The sequence below is a fragment of the Gemmiger sp. An194 genome, from assembly GCF_002160145.1.
In the GTDB taxonomy this organism is placed as follows: domain Bacteria; phylum Bacillota; class Clostridia; order Oscillospirales; family Ruminococcaceae; genus Allofournierella.
The window spans coordinates 99,621-115,591 of sequence record NZ_NFKA01000005.1 but is presented as its reverse complement, the minus strand read 5'-3'; the positions used below and the strand labels follow the sequence as shown (position 1 = coordinate 115,591).

13 protein-coding genes and 2 riboswitches are annotated in these 15,971 nt (G+C 60.5%); of the genes, 11 read left to right on the top strand and 2 right to left on the bottom strand.

The window, feature by feature from the left end:
• Positions 1 to 71: 71 nt before the first annotated feature.
• A riboswitch (FMN riboswitch) is annotated at positions 72 to 196 on the top strand.
• Positions 197 to 328: 132 nt separating this feature from the next.
• Together B5F28_RS04740 and metK are read left to right on the top strand one after the other, a co-directional pair.
• On the top strand, positions 329 to 964 hold the full coding sequence (locus B5F28_RS04740; protein ID WP_247643400.1) for an ECF transporter S component: 636 nt from the start codon (positions 329 to 331) through the stop codon (positions 962 to 964).
• Between the two features lie 58 nt (positions 965 to 1,022).
• Positions 1,023 to 1,118, top strand: a riboswitch (SAM riboswitch).
• A gap of 115 nt (positions 1,119 to 1,233) precedes the next feature.
• Complete coding sequence (gene metK / locus B5F28_RS04735) at positions 1,234 to 2,379, top strand: methionine adenosyltransferase (protein ID WP_087293894.1); 1,146 nt, start codon at positions 1,234 to 1,236, stop codon at positions 2,377 to 2,379.
• Positions 2,380 to 2,446: 67 nt separating this feature from the next.
• On the opposite strand, the gene B5F28_RS04730 is transcribed toward metK, so the two are convergent.
• Positions 2,447 to 3,346 carry a LysR family transcriptional regulator gene (locus tag B5F28_RS04730; protein ID WP_087293892.1) on the bottom strand — a complete coding sequence of 300 codons (900 nt, stop codon included), beginning with the start codon at positions 3,344 to 3,346 and terminating at the stop codon, positions 2,447 to 2,449.
• A gap of 193 nt (positions 3,347 to 3,539) precedes the next feature.
• On the opposite strand from B5F28_RS04730, the gene B5F28_RS04725 reads away from it, so the two are divergent.
• Positions 3,540 to 4,556 carry a YeiH family protein gene (locus B5F28_RS04725; protein ID WP_087293890.1) on the top strand — a complete coding sequence of 339 codons (1,017 nt, stop codon included), beginning with the start codon at positions 3,540 to 3,542 and terminating at the stop codon, positions 4,554 to 4,556.
• A gap of 103 nt (positions 4,557 to 4,659) precedes the next feature.
• On the opposite strand, the gene B5F28_RS04720 is transcribed toward B5F28_RS04725, so the two are convergent.
• Positions 4,660 to 5,136 carry a pyridoxamine 5'-phosphate oxidase family protein gene (locus tag B5F28_RS04720; protein WP_087293887.1) on the bottom strand — a complete coding sequence of 159 codons (477 nt, stop codon included), beginning with the start codon at positions 5,134 to 5,136 and terminating at the stop codon, positions 4,660 to 4,662.
• Positions 5,137 to 5,400: 264 nt separating this feature from the next.
• Between B5F28_RS04720 and B5F28_RS04715 the strand changes: the two genes are divergently transcribed.
• From B5F28_RS04715 to B5F28_RS04680, 8 genes are all read left to right on the top strand, one after another.
• Positions 5,401 to 6,783, top strand: coding sequence for an MATE family efflux transporter (locus B5F28_RS04715; RefSeq protein WP_087293885.1), 1,383 nt, complete (start codon positions 5,401 to 5,403; stop codon positions 6,781 to 6,783).
• Positions 6,784 to 6,818: 35 nt separating this feature from the next.
• Entirely contained in the window at positions 6,819 to 9,032 is a 2,214-nt protein-coding gene (gene recD2, locus B5F28_RS04710) for an SF1B family DNA helicase RecD2 (RefSeq protein WP_087293884.1), read from the top strand.
• Positions 9,029 to 9,754 (top strand): ComF family protein, encoded by a 726-nt coding sequence (locus tag B5F28_RS04705; protein WP_087293882.1) that lies wholly within the window; start codon positions 9,029 to 9,031, stop codon positions 9,752 to 9,754. The genes recD2 and B5F28_RS04705 overlap by 4 nt, the downstream gene beginning before the upstream one ends.
• A gap of 33 nt (positions 9,755 to 9,787) precedes the next feature.
• Positions 9,788 to 10,810 carry a rod shape-determining protein gene (mreB, locus tag B5F28_RS04700; RefSeq protein ID WP_087293880.1) on the top strand — a complete coding sequence of 341 codons (1,023 nt, stop codon included), beginning with the start codon at positions 9,788 to 9,790 and terminating at the stop codon, positions 10,808 to 10,810.
• Positions 10,811 to 11,067: 257 nt separating this feature from the next.
• The gene (locus B5F28_RS04695; RefSeq protein WP_087293878.1) at positions 11,068 to 13,617 is read left to right on the top strand and encodes an ATP-dependent helicase; all 2,550 of its coding nucleotides are present in this window, start codon (positions 11,068 to 11,070) and stop codon (positions 13,615 to 13,617) included.
• Between the two features lie 17 nt (positions 13,618 to 13,634).
• The gene (thyX, locus tag B5F28_RS04690; protein WP_087293876.1) at positions 13,635 to 14,417 is read left to right on the top strand and encodes an FAD-dependent thymidylate synthase; all 783 of its coding nucleotides are present in this window, start codon (positions 13,635 to 13,637) and stop codon (positions 14,415 to 14,417) included.
• Complete coding sequence (locus tag B5F28_RS04685; protein WP_087293874.1) at positions 14,414 to 15,082, top strand: dTMP kinase; 669 nt, start codon at positions 14,414 to 14,416, stop codon at positions 15,080 to 15,082. Before thyX ends, B5F28_RS04685 begins: the two co-directional genes overlap by 4 nt.
• Positions 15,076 to 15,969, top strand: a complete 894-nt coding sequence (locus B5F28_RS04680; protein ID WP_087293872.1) for a DUF2156 domain-containing protein — start codon at positions 15,076 to 15,078, stop codon at positions 15,967 to 15,969. Before B5F28_RS04685 ends, B5F28_RS04680 begins: the two co-directional genes overlap by 7 nt.
• Positions 15,970 to 15,971: the final 2 nt, after the last annotated feature.

Below are 15,971 nucleotides of genomic sequence, written 5' to 3'. Positions count from 1 at the left end.
CGCCTTTTGCAAAACAAAATTCACAAAACTCTTGCATTTTCTGGCAAGCGCGCATATAATGAAAGTCAAGAAAGCAGTTTCAGGGCGGGGTGAAATTCCCCACCGGCGGTACAGCCCGCGACCACCCGGTGTTTCCGGGTGCTGATCTGGTGAAATTCCAGAGCCGACGGTATAGTCCGGATGAAAGAAACGGCAGCGTTAGGTTTGTTGTTCGCCCTTTTGCAGGTGTACCCGTCTGCAAAAGGGCGTTTTGTTTTACCTGCCGGGCAACACACTGGGGCCGACTTTCCAAAATTTATTGGGCATAATGCCCGGGAGGAAAATACTTATGACAAACGCAAAAACTGCCGAACCCACCACTATGGCCCGTTCTACCCGTCGGGTGCGCAACATGACCGTTACCGCCATGCTGTCCGCCGTGGCTGCCGTGCTCATGTTCTTCGATTTCAGCCTGCCCATGTTCATTCCCAGCTTTGTGAAGATGGATATCTCCGAGCTGCCCGCTTTGCTGGCTGCCTTCAGCATGGGCCCTGTGTCCGGCGTGGTGGTCTGCCTGGTGAAGAACATTCTGGCGGCCATCTTCCATGGCTCCACCGGCGGCATCGGCGAGGTGTGCAACTTCCTGTTGGGTGCAGCCTTTGTGGGCAGCGCCGGTGTGATCTACAAGTATAAGAAGACCCGCATGGGTGCTGTCATCGCCGCTCTGGTTGGCTCGGTGGTTATGGCTGTGATCTCGGTGCCGGTGAACTATTTCCTGAGCTACCCGGTCTACAGCGCCATGTTCGGCGGCATCGACCTGATCATTGATGCCTACCGTGCTCTGCGTCCCAGCGTGAACGGCCTGCTGGAATGCCTGCTGATCTTCAACATGCCCTTCACTCTGGTCAAGGGCCTGATCGTTTCGCTGATCACCTTCCTGATCTACAAGCCCCTCAGCCCGGTGCTGCATGGCCGCAACCGGTAAAAAAGTGCTTGACAGACCTTTTGGGTTGTGTTACACTGTATTTCGAAAATTGAATAGCAACTTATCAAGAGTGACGGAGGGAACAGGCCCTGTGAAGTCCGGCAACCTGCATGATGCAAGGTGCCAAATCCTGCGGGAAACCGAAAGATAAGCGTAACAGCGCTCAAAGGCTTTCGGGCCTTTGGGCGCTTTTTGTTGCAGTTTCCGGCAAGTTGCTTTTCAGCCAAACGCTGCGTTCTGAGCGCATACAAATCAAGGAGGGCAACACCATGCCGAAATGCTTTTTTACTTCTGAATCCGTAACCGAAGGCCATCCCGACAAAATCTGCGACCAGATCAGCGACGCTGTGCTGGACGCCATCCTGGAAAAGGACCCCGATGCCCGCGTGGCCTGCGAGACCACCTGCTCCACCGGCCTGGTTCATGTGATGGGCGAGATCACCACCAGCTGCTATGTGGACATCCAGACCATCGCTCGCAATGTGATCCGTGACATCGGCTACACCCGTGCCAAGTACGGTTTTGATGCCGACACCTGCGCCGTGCTGACCAATATTGACGAGCAGAGCCCGGACATTGCGCTGGGCACCAACGACCAGGTGGGTGGCGCCGGCGACCAGGGCATGATGTTCGGCTATGCCTGCACCGAGACCCCCGAGCTGATGCCCCTGCCCATCAGCCTGGCCCACAAGCTGGCCAAGCGGCTGACCGAGGTGCGCAAGAACGGCCAGATGGCTTATCTGCGCCCGGATGGCAAGAGCCAGGTGACCGTGGAATACGACGACGGCAAGCCTGTGCGTGTGGACGCGGTGGTTATTTCCAGCCAGCACAGCCCGGATGTGGAGATGGAGCAGCTGCGCCGCGATGTGATGGAGCAGGTGATCCGCCCGGTGATTCCCGCCGAGCTGCTGGATGAAAACACCAAGTATTACATCAACCCCACCGGCCGCTTTGTGGTGGGCGGTCCTCAGGGTGACTCCGGTCTGACCGGCCGCAAGATCATCGTGGATACCTACGGCGGCTATGCCCGTCACGGCGGCGGCGCCTTCAGCGGCAAGGACCCCAGCAAGGTGGACCGCAGTGCCGCTTATGCTGCCCGCTGGGTGGCCAAGAACATCGTGGCTGCCGGTCTGGCGGAAAAGTGCGAGGTCCAGCTGGCCTACGCCATCGGTGTGGCCGAGCCGGTGAGCATCCTGGTGGATACCTTCGGCACCAGCAAGTACAACAGCGAGGAGCTGGAGACCGCGGTGCGCAAGGTGTTTGACCTGCGTCCCGCTGCCATCATCAGCGCGCTGGAGCTGCGCAAGCCCGGCTACCGTGCCGTGGCCGCCTACGGTCATATGGGCCGTGAGGACCTGGGTGTGGCCTGGGAGCGCACCGACCGTGTGGACGCCCTGAAAGCCGCTCTGGCCTGATTGAATCCAACATAGAAAACAAGCAGAACACCCGCCTGCCGGAGGCTTCCGGCGGGCGGGTGTTTTTTCAAAGGATCTTTACTGTGCAGGTTTCGGCCGCCTGCTCCACCGTCCGGGCCAGCCGGGCCAGCAGCTCGGACTGGGGGCTGCCGGGCAGGCAGACAAAGTGAAAGGGCCGTTCCAGCTGCAGGTCCTCCAGTTCCATCACCTGGAGCTGATTCTGTGTCAGCAGGTTTCGGGCAGCGGCTTCATAGGCGAAGGTGATGCCCTTGCCCGCGGCAACCAGCCCCAGCAGGGTGGGAATGTGTTCGATTTCGCACAGGCTCACGTAGTCGGTCACAGCCAGATTGTGGGCCCGGCATTCCCCTTCGAAGATGTCCCGGGTGCCGCTGCCGCTTTCCCGCAGAATCAGCGGAGCCTGCAGGGTATCCCGCAGGCATCGAAAAGCCCGATAGGGGCTGTTCGGACTGCACAGCCCCACAAAGCGGCTGACAAAGAAGGGGTGGTAATCGTAGCGCCGGTGGTCGAAATTGCCTTCAATGAGGGCAAAATCCAGCAGTCCGTTTTCCAGCTGCTCCAGCAGAACGTGGGTGTTTTGCTCCACCATGTGAAACTGGATCTCGGGAAAATGATCCACCAGCTGGGGCAGCACCGTGGGCATCAGACCGTCCGCAATGGAAAGAGTGGCTCCAAAGCGCAGAGTGAGCGCATCGCCCTGGCGCATTTCCCGGGCAATCTGCTCATCCAGCGTGGCCAGACGGCGGCAGAGCTGGGCCAGTCGCTGCCCCTGCGGGGTGAGCGCCAGCCGCCGCCCTTCCTTTATAAACAGCTTTACCCCATAGGCTGATTCCAGCGCCTTGATGTGTTGGCTCACGGCGGGCTGGGTCAGGTGGAGCAGCTCGGCGCAGCGGGTGGTGCTTTGGCATTGCACCAGCAGTAAAAAGGTATGAAGCTTTGGGTCCAGCATGTGATCACACTTTCTATAAATATAACTTATAAATTGGCGATAAATACTAATTTGATTTTATATAAAATCGGCCGTATAATCAAGTGCAGGCAGAGAAATGTTGCCAGGCAAGGCAGCATTTTTCCGCGCCGGGCGGCGCAGAACAGCAGCCGCCTTCCGGAACATGCAACTACGAAAGGAATGCGGCTTTACTATGAAACAGTTCGTCACCAAACACGCTCCCGGCTTTCTGGTTTGCCTGGTGCTGGCACTGATCGCCCAGGGAATTGCAAAGTTTTTCCCCAGCATCGGCGCGGCACTGTTCGCCATCGGTCTGGGCATTTTGTGTGGAAATACCTTTTTGAACAAGTCCTGCTTTGACGCGGGCACCAAGTTCTCCGAGCGGAATCTGCTGGAATACTCCATCGTTCTCACCGGCGCGAGCCTGCTGCTCAGCGACATTCTGGCCCTGGGCCTGCGGGGCCTGGGCTTCATCGCCTGCCAGATGGCTCTCACCGTGATGGTGGCTTACCTGATCGGCCGTAAGATGGGCTTCGGCAAAAAGTTCAGTCTGCTGATGGGTGCAGGCAACGCGGTATGCGGCTCCTCCGCCATTGCCACTGTGTCGCCGGTGGTCAAGGCCGACAGCAAGGACAAGGGCATCTCTATCACCATCGTGAACGTGACCGGCACCATTTTGATGGTGGTGCTGCCCATCCTCACCGGCGTGGTCTATCAGCATGAGGTGATGCACACCTCCGCCATGATCGGCGGCACCCTGCAGTCCATCGGTCAGGTGATTGCCTCCGCTCAGCTGGTGGGCGGCGAGGTGGTGGAGACCGCCACCATCTTCAAAATCATCCGCATCGTGTTCATCGTGCTGGTAGCGCTGGTCTACTCCCGCATGAATGTGGAAAAGGACGATACCCCGCTGTTCTCCAAATCCCAGGCAGGGGGGAACGGTGCGGTGAAGGCGGGTGTGCCCTGGTTCATCATCGGCTTCTTTATCATGGCCATCCTGCACAGCGTGGGCGTGATTCCTCCGGTGGTCAGTCATGCGGCCAAGCTGGTGAGCCAGCAGTTCGAGATCATCGCCCTGGCTGCCATCGGCATGCGGGTGAAGTTCCGCGACCTGGCCGCCGAGGGTCCCCGTGCCATGCTCTACGGCGTGGGCGTGGGTGCCTGCCAGATCGTATTTGCTCTGGTACTGATTCGTGTGTTCATCGGCTGATTGCCCTGTTTGTAAAACAGAAAAATAAAAGAAAAACCGTCCTCCGGAAGGCCTGTTCAGGTGCCGGCGGGCGGTTTTTTGCAGCAAAGCGGACGGCGAGGGCTCAGCGCTCCTGAATCTCCTTACCGCTCAGATGCTCGATCTCAATCACAAACATCCGGACGGCCGCGCCGGAGGACGCGATTTCCATATCGGCGGTGGCTTCGTCCGGATAATATTTCATGGCCAGCTTTTTTACCAGACGCAGGGTTTCCTCTCGGTCCTCCACCATGCGGCACTGGCCGAACACCACCGTGCTCTGCACAAAGGGAGCCCAGGGCTCGGCTTTTACTGTTTCGCTGCCCACCACGGTGAAGCAGACTTTGCTGCAGGCCCGCAGGGCGTCCGTCTTGTGCCCCGCGGCCGCCCCGTGGAACACAATGCGCCGGGTTTCCTCCTCATACAGATAATTCACGGGCACTGCATAGGGGTAGCCGCCGTCCCCCTGAACAGCCAGCACGCCGTATCGGGCACGGTGCAGCAGCTCTTTGGCTGCCTGCAGGTCGATTTCCTTGCTTTTCCTTCGCATCGGTCGGAACATTTTGCATTCCTCCTGAATTTATTTTTGTCGGTTTTATGCCATTGTATCACAAAGCAGCAGCCGGAGTAAAAGGGCTTGCCCAAGGCAGCTGACAGCGTTGAAAAACGCCGGTCACTGTGCTATGATAAAATGTATTGCGGCAGTTTGGCACTCCGTCCGCCCGACAGGGCCGGGCAAGTGTGCGGCTGCCGAAAAATTCGGATGCTTTTCAGAGCGCTTCCGTGCCGGGTAAACGCCCGCGATACGGCAGGCGGGGAGGGTACTATGCAGAACGATCGCACTTATCTGTTCGAGCAGGCTCCGGTGTCGAAGGCGGTTCTTTCCATGGCCATGCCCACCATTGCCAGTTCGCTGGTGATGGTGCTGTATAATCTGGCGGATACCTATTTTGTGGGTATGCTGAACAATCCGGTACAGAATGCGGCAGTCACCCTGGCTGCACCGGTGCTGCTGGCCTTTAATGCGGTCAACAATCTGTTCGGTGTGGGCTCCTCCAGCATGATGAGTCGGGCGCTGGGCAGGGGAGATAAACAGACCGCTCGTCAGAGTGCATCCTTCGGTTTCTGGTGCTCTCTTGTCTGTGGGGCATTGATCTCCCTGTTTTTCCTGCTCTTTTCTGTTCCGGCTCTGCGGGCGCTGGGTGCCAGCGATGAAAATATGGCCGCCACGCAGGCTTACCTGTTCTGGACTACCTGCTGCGGCGCGGTGCCGGCTATTCTGAATGTGGTAATGGCATATATGGTGCGCAGTGAGGGAGCGGCACTGCATGCCAGTATCGGAACCATGAGCGGCTGCTTTTTGAACATGCTGTTGGACCCCTTCTTTATTCTTCCCTGGGGTCTGGATATGGGTGCGGCGGGCGCGGGCCTTGCCACGTTCCTGTCCAACTGTGTGGCCTGCGGTTACTTCCTGGTGCTGATGGTGGTTCGGCGCGAAAGCAGCTGTATCAGCCTGCGGCCCTGCAAGCCGGACCGGCAGGTGGTGCTGGGCGTATGCGGCGTGGGCATTCCCGCCGCAATCCAGAACCTCTTGAATGTGACCGGAATGACGGTGCTGAACAACTTCACCTCCGCCTACGGGTCCAATGCGGTGGCTGCCATGGGCATTGCCCAGAAGATCAACCAGGTGCCGTTCTATGTGTCGTCTGGCCTTTCGCAGGGGCTGATGCCGCTGGTCAGCTATAACTACGCCTCCGGGAACTATCGCCGCATGAAGCGCTGCTTCTTCTTTGCAGCGCGGTTGGCGCTTTCCTTCCTGGTGGTGCTCAGTGTGGTGTACTGGTTCAACAGCGATCTGCTGATTGCCCTGTTTATGGAAAACCCCGAGACGGTGGCCTATGGCTCCCGCTTTTTGCATGGCATGTGCCTGGCACTGCCCTTCCTGTGCATGGATTTTCTGGCAGTGGGCGTGTTCCAGGCCTGCGGCATGGGCCGGCAGGCGCTGCTGTTTGCGGTGCTGCGCAAGATCGTGATGGAGATCCCCGCGCTGGTGATTCTGAATCTGATCTGGCCCCTCTATGGTCTGGCTTATGCCCAGACCGTGGCCGAGGTCATCTTGAGCATTGCGGCAGTGTTGGTGCTGCGCAGTATTTTTGAGCATCTGGGTGACCCGCCGGAAAAGACGGCTCAGCGAAAAACAAACCAGTAAAAAACGCGAAAGGCGGGCAAAGGAGGGCAGAGAAAATGGATCAGGAACAGCAGCTGCTGCGGATGGAAGGCACCATCGAGCATCTGATTTACGAAAATAAGGATACCGGCTATGTGGTGTTCGAGGTGAACGCCGGGGGCGAGCTGCATGTGGTCACCGGTGTGCTGGGGGAGGTGAACGTGGGCGAAAGCGTCACCCTCTACGGCCATTTTGAAAATCACCCCACCCATGGCCCCCAGTTCAAGGCCACCTCCTGCGAGGCCTCCATGCCCCAGGACGAAGCCGCAACCCTGGCTTATCTTTCCAGTGGAGCGCTGCCCTACATCGGGCCCGCCACTGCGAAAAAGCTGGTGGAAACTTTTGGCGCAGACAGCCTGGAGGTGATCGCCAATCAGCCGGAGAAGCTCACCATCCTGCGGGGCATCACATCGGATAAGGCAATGGCCATCAGCAATGAATTCCGCCGCATGTTCGGCGTGCGGGAGGCGGTGGCCTACCTGGGCCGGTTCGGCATCAGCCCGGTGCGGGCGGTGGAGGTCTACCGCCATCTGGGCCCCAATACGGTGGAGGCCATCCGGCAGAATCCGTATCTGTTGTGCGGCGAACCGCTGCGGCTCAAATTTGCCCAGGTGGATGCCATCGCCGCCGAGATGGAGCTGGCGCAGGACGGCAGTCTGCGCCTTTGGGCGGGCATTCTGTATGTGCTGCGCCACAACGGGGGCAACGGCCACACCTGTCTGCCCCGGTCCCAGCTGCTGACTACCACAGCCAAGTTTTTGAAGATCGGCGAGGATGCCATCGACCGGGAGCTGGACGCCGCCATCGCAGAAGGCGAGGTGGCCCGATACATCTGCGAGGGAAGGGAATACCTGTACCTGCCGGACCTGTTGCGGGCCGAGCAGGATATTGCCGCCCGTTTGTGGGAGCTGACCCGGTATCCGGCCACCCAGCCCCGGGATCTGGAGGCGAATATCCGGGCGCTGGAGCGTGCCCAGGGCTTTGCCTATGCGCCGGAGCAGCGCAAGGCCATCGAAACGGCCCTGTGCAGCAATGTGATGGTGCTCACCGGCGGTCCCGGTACCGGCAAGACCACCACCGTGAATGCCATTCTGGCTCTGTTCCAGAATCAGGCGGACCGGGTGGCTCTGTGTGCCCCCACCGGCCGCGCGGCCAAGCGGCTGAGCGAGCTCACCGGCCAGAAGGCCCAGACCATCCACCGGTTGCTGGAGGTGGACTACGACCCGCAGATCCATCTGCTGCGCTTTATCCACAACGAGAAAAATCTGCTCAAGTGCGACGTGGTCGTGCTGGACGAGATGAGTATGGTGGATGCCAAACTCTTCCAGAGCCTTTTGGCGGCGCTGAAGCACGGCTGCCGGATCATCATGGTGGGCGACGCGGACCAGCTGCCCAGCGTGGGACCGGGCAACATCCTCAGCGAAGTGATTCGCAGCGGGGTGGTGCCCACCGTCTGTCTGACCCGCATCTTCCGCCAGCAGCATCAGAGTATGATCGTGGAAAACGCCCATCGCATCGTGCATGGGCTGGTGCCCCAGCGGGGCGACCGGAACAGCGATTTCTTCTTTTTGCAGGCCAGCGGACTGGCTTGCCAGCAGCTGGTGTGTGACCTGGTGGCCACCCGGCTGCCCAAAAGCTACGGTCTGGACCCCATCCGGGATATTCAGGTCCTGTGTCCCACCAAGATCGGCCCGGTGGGCACCGCCGCGCTGAACCAGCGGCTGCAGGCTATGCTCAATCCGCCCGCGCCGGACAAGCCCCAGCTGGAAATGGCGGGGCAGGTCTTCCGTCTGGGCGACAAGGTGATGCAGGTGCGCAACAACTACCTGATTCCCTATGAGCGGGACGGCGGCGAAGCGGGCGTGGGTGCATTCAACGGCGACCTGGGCGTGATCCTGGGTGTGGACCCGGGCGAGCGGGCGCTGCTGGTGCAGATGGACGACCGCAAGCTGGTGTATACCGCCGAGAACATCCCCGAGCTGGAGATTGCCTACGCGGTTACGGTGCACAAAAGCCAGGGCAGCGAGTTCGCGGCGGTGGTCATTCCGGTGAGCGATCTGCCGGAGAAGCTGTGCTACCGAAATCTTCTGTATACCGGCGTGACCCGTGCCAAGCGGTTGTGTATCCTGGCCGGTCGGCCGGACACCGTGGCCCGCATGACCGAAAACATCCGCCAGAACCTGCGCTACAGCTGCCTGGCGGACCTGCTGCGAAACGGGGCCAAGCTATGAAAAGAGCAAGGCTGTGGCTGTGGGGCGAGCAGGTGCGGGTGCTGCTGTTTCCACGGCGCTGCCCTTTCTGCGGGCGGGTGCTGGGTTTTCTCACCCGCTGCCCGGACTGTGAGCCGGAGCTGAAAACGCTGAAGCTGATGATCCCGCGCCTGCCGGACAGTGAGCACTGCATGGAGCATCTGAGCGGCGCGGCGGCGGTTTACCGCTACGACGGTTGTGTGCGCGATGCCATTCTTCGGATGAAAAACGGCGGCCAGGGCTACTGCGCAAAGGAGCTGGGCATCTGGATGGCAGCGGTGATTTTCGGATGTACTTTCCGGCAGCAGCGTGGTATAATACGATTGGAAGAACAACAGGTGCTGCGCCGGTTTGATCTGGTGGTTCCGGTGCCTGCGGGCGACCGCGGCAGGGGCTACAATCTGCCGGAGCTTCTGGCCCGGCAGCTGGCCTGGGCGCTGGATGCTCCGCTGGAGCCGCATGCTCTGAAGAAGACCCGCCGCACCGAAAAACAGGAGGGCAAAACCTCCCGCCAGCGAATGGAGAACGTGAAGAACGCCTATCAGGCAACAGACCCGGCCTGTGTGGAGGGCAAACGGGTGCTTCTGGTGGACGATGTGATCACCACCGGGGCGACCTTGTCCAACTGCGCCAAGGCGCTGCGTGCAGCCGGTGCGCTGGATATCTTTGCGGTTACTCTGGCAGAAACACAATCCGCGCGGTGAATCCGCGCATGCAGATAGAGAGGGAATGAAGTTATGGCACAGTATGATATTGGCATCGACCTTGGCACCACCACCATCATCATCGCGGTGGAGGGCAAGGGCGTTATTCTGAATCAGCCCAGCGTGGTTGCGGTGGACAACCGCAAGGATCAGGTGCTGGCGGTAGGCGACGAGGCACTGGCCATGGTGGGCCGTACCCCCAACTACATCTCCGCCATCCGTCCGCTGAAGGACGGCGTGATCTCCAACCACATGCTCACCCGTGAGCTGATCTGCCGTTTTGTAAATAAGGTTTACGATTCCCGCCTGATCAAGCCCCGGGTGGCTGTCTGCGTTCCCGCCGCCATCACCGGCATTGAGAGTGATGCTGTGGTGGAGGCTGTGGTGGCCGCGGGTGCCCGTCAGGTCTTCCTGATCGACGAGCCCATGGCAGCAGCTATTGGTTCCGGCATCGACATTCGCGAGCCGGCCGGCCACATGGTGGTGGACATCGGCGGCGGTACCACCGACATTGCGGTCATCAGCCTGGGCGGCAAGGTTCGTGCCACCAGCGTGAATGTGGCGGGCAACACCTTTGATGACGAGATTATGAAGCTGGTGCGCTCCAAGTTCAGTGTGGCCATTGGTCTGCGCACTGCCGAGGAGCTGAAAAAGCAGGTGGCCTGCTGCAAACCCAGCGCCTTTACCTCCAGTATGGAGGTAAAGGGACGCAGTCTGCTCACCGGCCTGCCCCAGAAGTTTACCGTGAAGACCGAGGATCTGTACGAGGCGGTGATGCCTCTGGTGGAGCAGATCACGGTGGCGGCTCATCAGGTGCTGGAAAAAACGCCCCCCGAGCTGGCGGGCGATATCTTCACCGACGGCATTATGCTCACCGGCGGCGGCTCCATGCTCAAGGGCCTGGACGAGTACATGAGCCAGGAGCTGAAGGTAAAGGTTCGTGTTTCGCCGGACCCGGTCAACTGCGTGGCACTGGGCACTGCCCATTGCCTGGCCATCGGCGAAGATCTGGAGACCGGCTTCCAGGACGCCACCCCCCGGCTGGGCCGGCGCTGATTCTCGATATTCTTGCGGCAGCCTTCCTGTCCCCTCCATGTGGGGCAGGGGGCTGCCGTTTTGCGTGAACCGGCTTGTTGCCTTGGCCACAGACAGTGCGTTCTCAGGCTGCTATGCTGGTTGTCTGTGACTAGATCGCCGATTTCCGCCAAACCCGTCTTTCTCTGGCGAAGGCTTTGTGCTATAATGTTAACCAATAGTGCATATCTGCGCGGCTGGCCGAGGATGTTCCGGTCCGGCCGGGACAAGGAGTTTCCATGAACGTGACCAATGAGTTTTTGAAATACCGCGACGCTTTTATTGAGAAGCAGTTCGGCCGGCTGAACCCGGTGCAGAAAAAGGCCGTGTTTTCCATCGAGGGCCCGCTGCTGATCCTGGCGGGCGCGGGCAGCGGCAAGACCACCGTGCTGGTCAACCGCATCGCCAACATCATCCGCTTCGGCAAGGCCCACGGCTCCGACTGGCTGCCCGGGCCGGTGGGCGAAGCAGAGCTGGCGGCTCTGAAGGCCGCGGTGGAAACCGGCGCGCCCCTTACCCCCGGGCTGGAGCGACTGCTGCGGTATGAGAACGCCCGCCCCTGGAACGTGCTGGCCATCACCTTCACCAACAAGGCGGCAGGGGAGCTGAAGGCCCGTCTGGCCGCCATGCTGGGCGAGGAGATGGGCGCGGACGTAAACGCCTCCACCTTCCACTCTGCCTGTGTGCGGATGCTGCGGCGGGACGCCGACCGGCTGGGCTTCCCCAAGAGCTTTACCATCTACGACACCAGCGACCAGGAACGGGCCATGAAGGAGGTCTACAAGGAGCTGCTGGTGGACGACAAGTTCCTGCCCATCAAATCCGCTATGGGTCAGATCGGCCGCATGAAGGACCAGCTCATCAGCCCGGACGAGGCCATGGAGGCCCCGCAGGACACCAAGGCCGGTTTGCTGGCCAAGGTCTACCGCAATTATTCTGCCCGGCTGAAAAAGGCCGGTGCCATGGATTTCGACGATCTGATCTACTATACCGTGCTTTTGCTGCGGGAAAATCCCGATGTGCTGGAGTATTATCAGCAGAAGTATCGTTATGTATTGGTAGACGAGTATCAGGATACCAGTGTGGCTCAGTTCCATCTGGTGCGTCTGCTGGCGGGCGGCTACAAGAATGTCTGCGTGGTAGGTGACGATGACCAGAGCATTTACCGGTTCCGCGGTGCCACCATCGAGAATATTCTGAATTTCGAGCAGCATTTCCCCGGTGCGCAGGTCATCCGGCTGGAGCAGAACTACCGCTCCACCTCCAACATTCTGGATGCGGCCAACTGCGTCATCAAAAATAACCAGGGCCGCAAGGGCAAGACCCTGTGGACCGAGAACGGCGCGGGCGACCGGGTACACCATTACCTGGCCGAAAGCGAGCAGGACGAGGCGTCTCACATCGCCACCGTGATCGGCCAGCACCTGAAGGAGGGCGCCCGCCTGCGGGATCACGCGGTGCTCTACCGTATGAATGCCCAGTCCGGCCCGGTGGAAACCTACTTCGCCCGGGCAGGCATCCCCTATAAGATCGTGGGCGGCCAGCGGTTCTACGACCGTAAGGAAGTGAAGGATATCATTTCCTACATGTCCATCGTGGCGAACCCCAACGACGACCTGCGCTTAAAGCGCATCATCAACGAGCCCGCCCGCAAGATCGGTGCCACCACGCTGGATAAAATGAGCGAGATCGCCGCCGGGCTGGGTGTCAACCTGCTGAGCGTATGCGAAAACGCCAAGGACTACCCGGCCATCAGCCGGGCGGCCAGCGCGCTGAACGGTTTTTACGGTATCTACCTGAAGCTGGTCCAGGCCAGCGAGACCCTGCCGCTGGATGAGTTCGTGAGCCGCCTGCTGGAGATCACCGGCTACAAAAAGATGCTGGAAGCTCAGGGCGACGAGGGCGCATCCCGGCTGGAAAACCTTGGTCAGCTGATTTCCAGCGTGAAAACCTACGCGGACCAGAAGGGCGAGGAGGCCACCCTGGCAGGCTTTCTGGAAGAAGTGGCCCTGATCTCGGATCTGGACAGCTACGATGAGGAAAACGATGTGGTGGTCATGATGACCATGCACTCCGCCAAGGGCCTGGAATACGACTATGTGTTTATCGTGGGCATGGAGGAGGGCATCTTCCCCAGCGATATGTGCCGCTTCTCGGACGAGGAGCTGGAGGAGGAGCGCCGCCTGTGCTACGTGGGCATCACCCGGGCCAAGAAGGAGCTGTATCTCTCCTCCAGCCAAAGCCGGATGATCTTCGGACGCACCCAGCGCAATCCGCCCTCCCGCTTTCTGGACGAGATCGATTCCGATCTGCTGGACATGGAGGAGAGCCCGGCGGTGTCCGGCGGACGTTCCTGGGGCGGCGGCTTCGGCAGCTTCGGCGGCTTTGGCGGTGCGTCCCGCGAGAGCAGCCACGGCTTCGGTTCCGGCGCGGGCTTTGGCGGCGGTGCAGCGGCTTCTCCCCGGCGGGAGTGGGGCAGCTCCGGGAGCTTCGGCGGCCGGACTGCATCGGCATCCGCTGGCGGCGGCAGCCGGTTCGGCTCCGCGCCCTCCGGCCGGTTTGGCACTTCCACCGTGGGCGCGGCAGCTCCCGCGCGCCCGGCAGCTTCGGCAGCGGCCGGGTCCAAGAGCTTCAAGCCCGGCGACGTGGTGGAGCATAAGGTGTTCGGCCGGGGCGTGGTGCTCAAGGCGACCCCCGCGGCGGGCGACACCATCGTGGAGATCCGGTTTGAAAAGGCCGGTGTGAAAAAGACCATGGCGAACTACGCCCCCCTGACCCTGATTAAATAACCTTTGGAGGCAACCCAATGTTGAAAGTATCTCTGATCGCTTATACCCCGGAACCGGAAAAGGTGGTGGCCGCAGCGGCAAAGCTGTGCTATTCCAATGCGCACATCGACGATCTGCTGTCCGGCCTGACCCCGGAGAAGAGCCGGGAATTTGTGGAGCGGCTGGCCAAGCTGGGGCACGAAAGCCCCACCGAGCACGTGAGCTTTACCTTTGGCATTGAGGGGGTGTCCCGCAGCCTGCTGGCGCAGATCACCCGTCACCGCATTGCCAGCTACAGCGTGCAGAGCCAGCGTTATGTGCGGCTGGATCAGTTTGACTATGTGACCCCGCCCGAGATTGAGGCGGACCCGGCGGCCCTGGAGGAGTTCCAGGCCGCCATGGCCCAGGAAAACGAGAACTACAAGCGCATTGCGGCCCTTTTGAAGGACGGCCACATCCGTCGCTTGATGGCTCAGGGCATGAGCGAGACCGAGGCAGTCAAAAAGGCCGAGAAGATGGCCATTGAGGATGCCCGTTTCGTGCTGCCCAACGCCTGCGACACCAAGATGGTGGTGACCATGAATGCCCGCAGCCTGCAGAACTTCTTCCGGCACCGGTGCTGCAACCGGGCCCAGTGGGAGATCCGGGCTCTGGCGGACGAGATGCTGCGTCTGGTGTACCCCATCGCTCCGTCCCTGTTCAAGATGGCCGGACCCGGCTGCGTGAAGGGAGCCTGCCCGGAGGGGGCCATGAGCTGCGGCGAAACCCTGGCCATGCGGGAGAAATACGCCGCGCTGAAAGAGGAGGCGCTGAAACCGTGAACGGCAAGCTGATCGTGATCGAAGGGCTGGACGGCAGCGGCAAGGCCACCCAGGCCCGGGCACTGGCCGAGGCCCTGCAGGCCCAGGGCAGGGACGTGATGCAGATCACCTTCCCGGACTATGCCAGCGATTCCTCCGCCCTGGTCAAGATGTACCTGGGCGGGCAGTTCGGCAACCATCCGGACGATGTGAACGCCTACGCCGCCTCCGCCTTTTACTCGGTGGACCGGTTCGCCAGTTACAAGATGAAGTGGGGCGAATTTTACCGCAAGGGCGGCATTGTCATTGCCGACCGTTACACCACCAGCAACGCGGTGCACCAGTGCTCCAAGCTGCCGCCGGATCAGTGGGATGCGTTTCTGGATTGGCTGTTCGATTTTGAGTATAATAAAATCGGAATTCCCACCCCGGACAGCGTGATCTATCTGGAGGTGGACCCGGCGGTAAGCCAGGCGCTGATGACCGGCCGCTACCAGGGCGACGAAGCGAAGAAAGACATACACGAAAAGGATACCGAGTATCTGGCACGCAGCCAGCAGGCGGCCCGGCATTGCGCCGCCGCGCTGGGCTGGGTGACCGTCGCCTGCTGCCATGCGGGCGAAATGCGCACCATCCAGCAGATTCATGAGGATGTGCTGCGTGCGACCAAGGAGATTTTATGCTGACATTCAAACCTATCGAACCGCAGGATGCCCAGTGGGTGACCCCGCTGCTGCATGCCAGCGGTTACATGACCAGTACCTACGCCTTTGTGACCCTGTATCTGTGGAGCAAGGCGTACGACACCCAGGTGGCCCGTTTCGGCGATCATGTGATTGCCCGCAGCCACCGGGGCGGTATTTTCCATTATCTGTACCCCTCCGGCCACGGCGACGAAAAGGCCACCGTGGATGCCATCATCGAGGATGCCAAGGCCCAGAGCGAGCCCGCCTGGTTCTACGGCGTTTCGGTGGAGGCCAAGCAGCGGCTGGAGCAGTGGTACCCGGGCCTGTTCACCATCGAGGCGGTGCGGGATGACTATGAGTACATCTACGACCGGGCCGAGCTGGCCGAGCTGCCGGGCAAGAAATTCCAGAAAAAGCGCAACCATGTGTCCCGTTTTATCCGGGAAAATCCGGACTGGGAGTTCCACCCCATCACCGAGGAATCGCTGCCTCTGGTGCGGCAGTTCAACCGGGAATGGGCCGCTTTGGCCGACAACAAGGATGACCTGGGCATCCAGATGGAGCACGAGGCCATCGAAATGGTATTTGATCACTACACCGAGCTGCCCATTGAGGGCGGCTACATCACCGCAGGCGGCCGTGTGGTGGCCTACTCCTTCGGCAGCGCCATCAACGACCGCATCTTCGACACCAACGTGGAGAAGGCGCTGTATGAGGTGAACGGCGCCTACAATATCATCAACCGGGAAATGGCCCGTCAGGTCTGCGCCCGCTATGAGATGATCAACCGGGAGGACGATGTGGGCTCCGAGGGACTGCGCAAGGCCAAGCTGTCCTACAATCCCATCATCATCGAGCCCAAGTACCGGGCGGTACTGAACAAATAACC

Excerpts from the sequence above, each read along its gene's own strand:
- B5F28_RS04725 (WP_087293890.1), top strand. The coding sequence starts at position 3,540 with ATGAAACAGTTCGTCACCAAACACGCTCCCGGCTTTCTGGTTTGCCTG.
- B5F28_RS04730 (WP_087293892.1), bottom strand. The coding sequence starts at position 3,346 with ATGCTGGACCCAAAGCTTCATACCTTTTTACTGCTGGTGCAATGCCAA.
- B5F28_RS04740 (WP_247643400.1), top strand. The coding sequence starts at position 329 with ATGACAAACGCAAAAACTGCCGAACCCACCACTATGGCCCGTTCTACC.
- metK (WP_087293894.1), top strand. The coding sequence starts at position 1,234 with ATGCCGAAATGCTTTTTTACTTCTGAATCCGTAACCGAAGGCCATCCC.
- B5F28_RS04705 (WP_087293882.1), top strand. The coding sequence starts at position 9,029 with ATGAAAAGAGCAAGGCTGTGGCTGTGGGGCGAGCAGGTGCGGGTGCTG.
- mreB (WP_087293880.1), top strand. The coding sequence starts at position 9,788 with ATGGCACAGTATGATATTGGCATCGACCTTGGCACCACCACCATCATC.
- B5F28_RS04695 (WP_087293878.1), top strand. The coding sequence starts at position 11,068 with ATGAACGTGACCAATGAGTTTTTGAAATACCGCGACGCTTTTATTGAG.
- B5F28_RS04680 (WP_087293872.1), top strand. The coding sequence starts at position 15,076 with ATGCTGACATTCAAACCTATCGAACCGCAGGATGCCCAGTGGGTGACC.
- B5F28_RS04715 (WP_087293885.1), top strand. The coding sequence starts at position 5,401 with ATGCAGAACGATCGCACTTATCTGTTCGAGCAGGCTCCGGTGTCGAAG.
- recD2 (WP_087293884.1), top strand. The coding sequence starts at position 6,819 with ATGGATCAGGAACAGCAGCTGCTGCGGATGGAAGGCACCATCGAGCAT.
- B5F28_RS04720 (WP_087293887.1), bottom strand. The coding sequence starts at position 5,136 with ATGTTCCGACCGATGCGAAGGAAAAGCAAGGAAATCGACCTGCAGGCA.
- thyX (WP_087293876.1), top strand. The coding sequence starts at position 13,635 with ATGTTGAAAGTATCTCTGATCGCTTATACCCCGGAACCGGAAAAGGTG.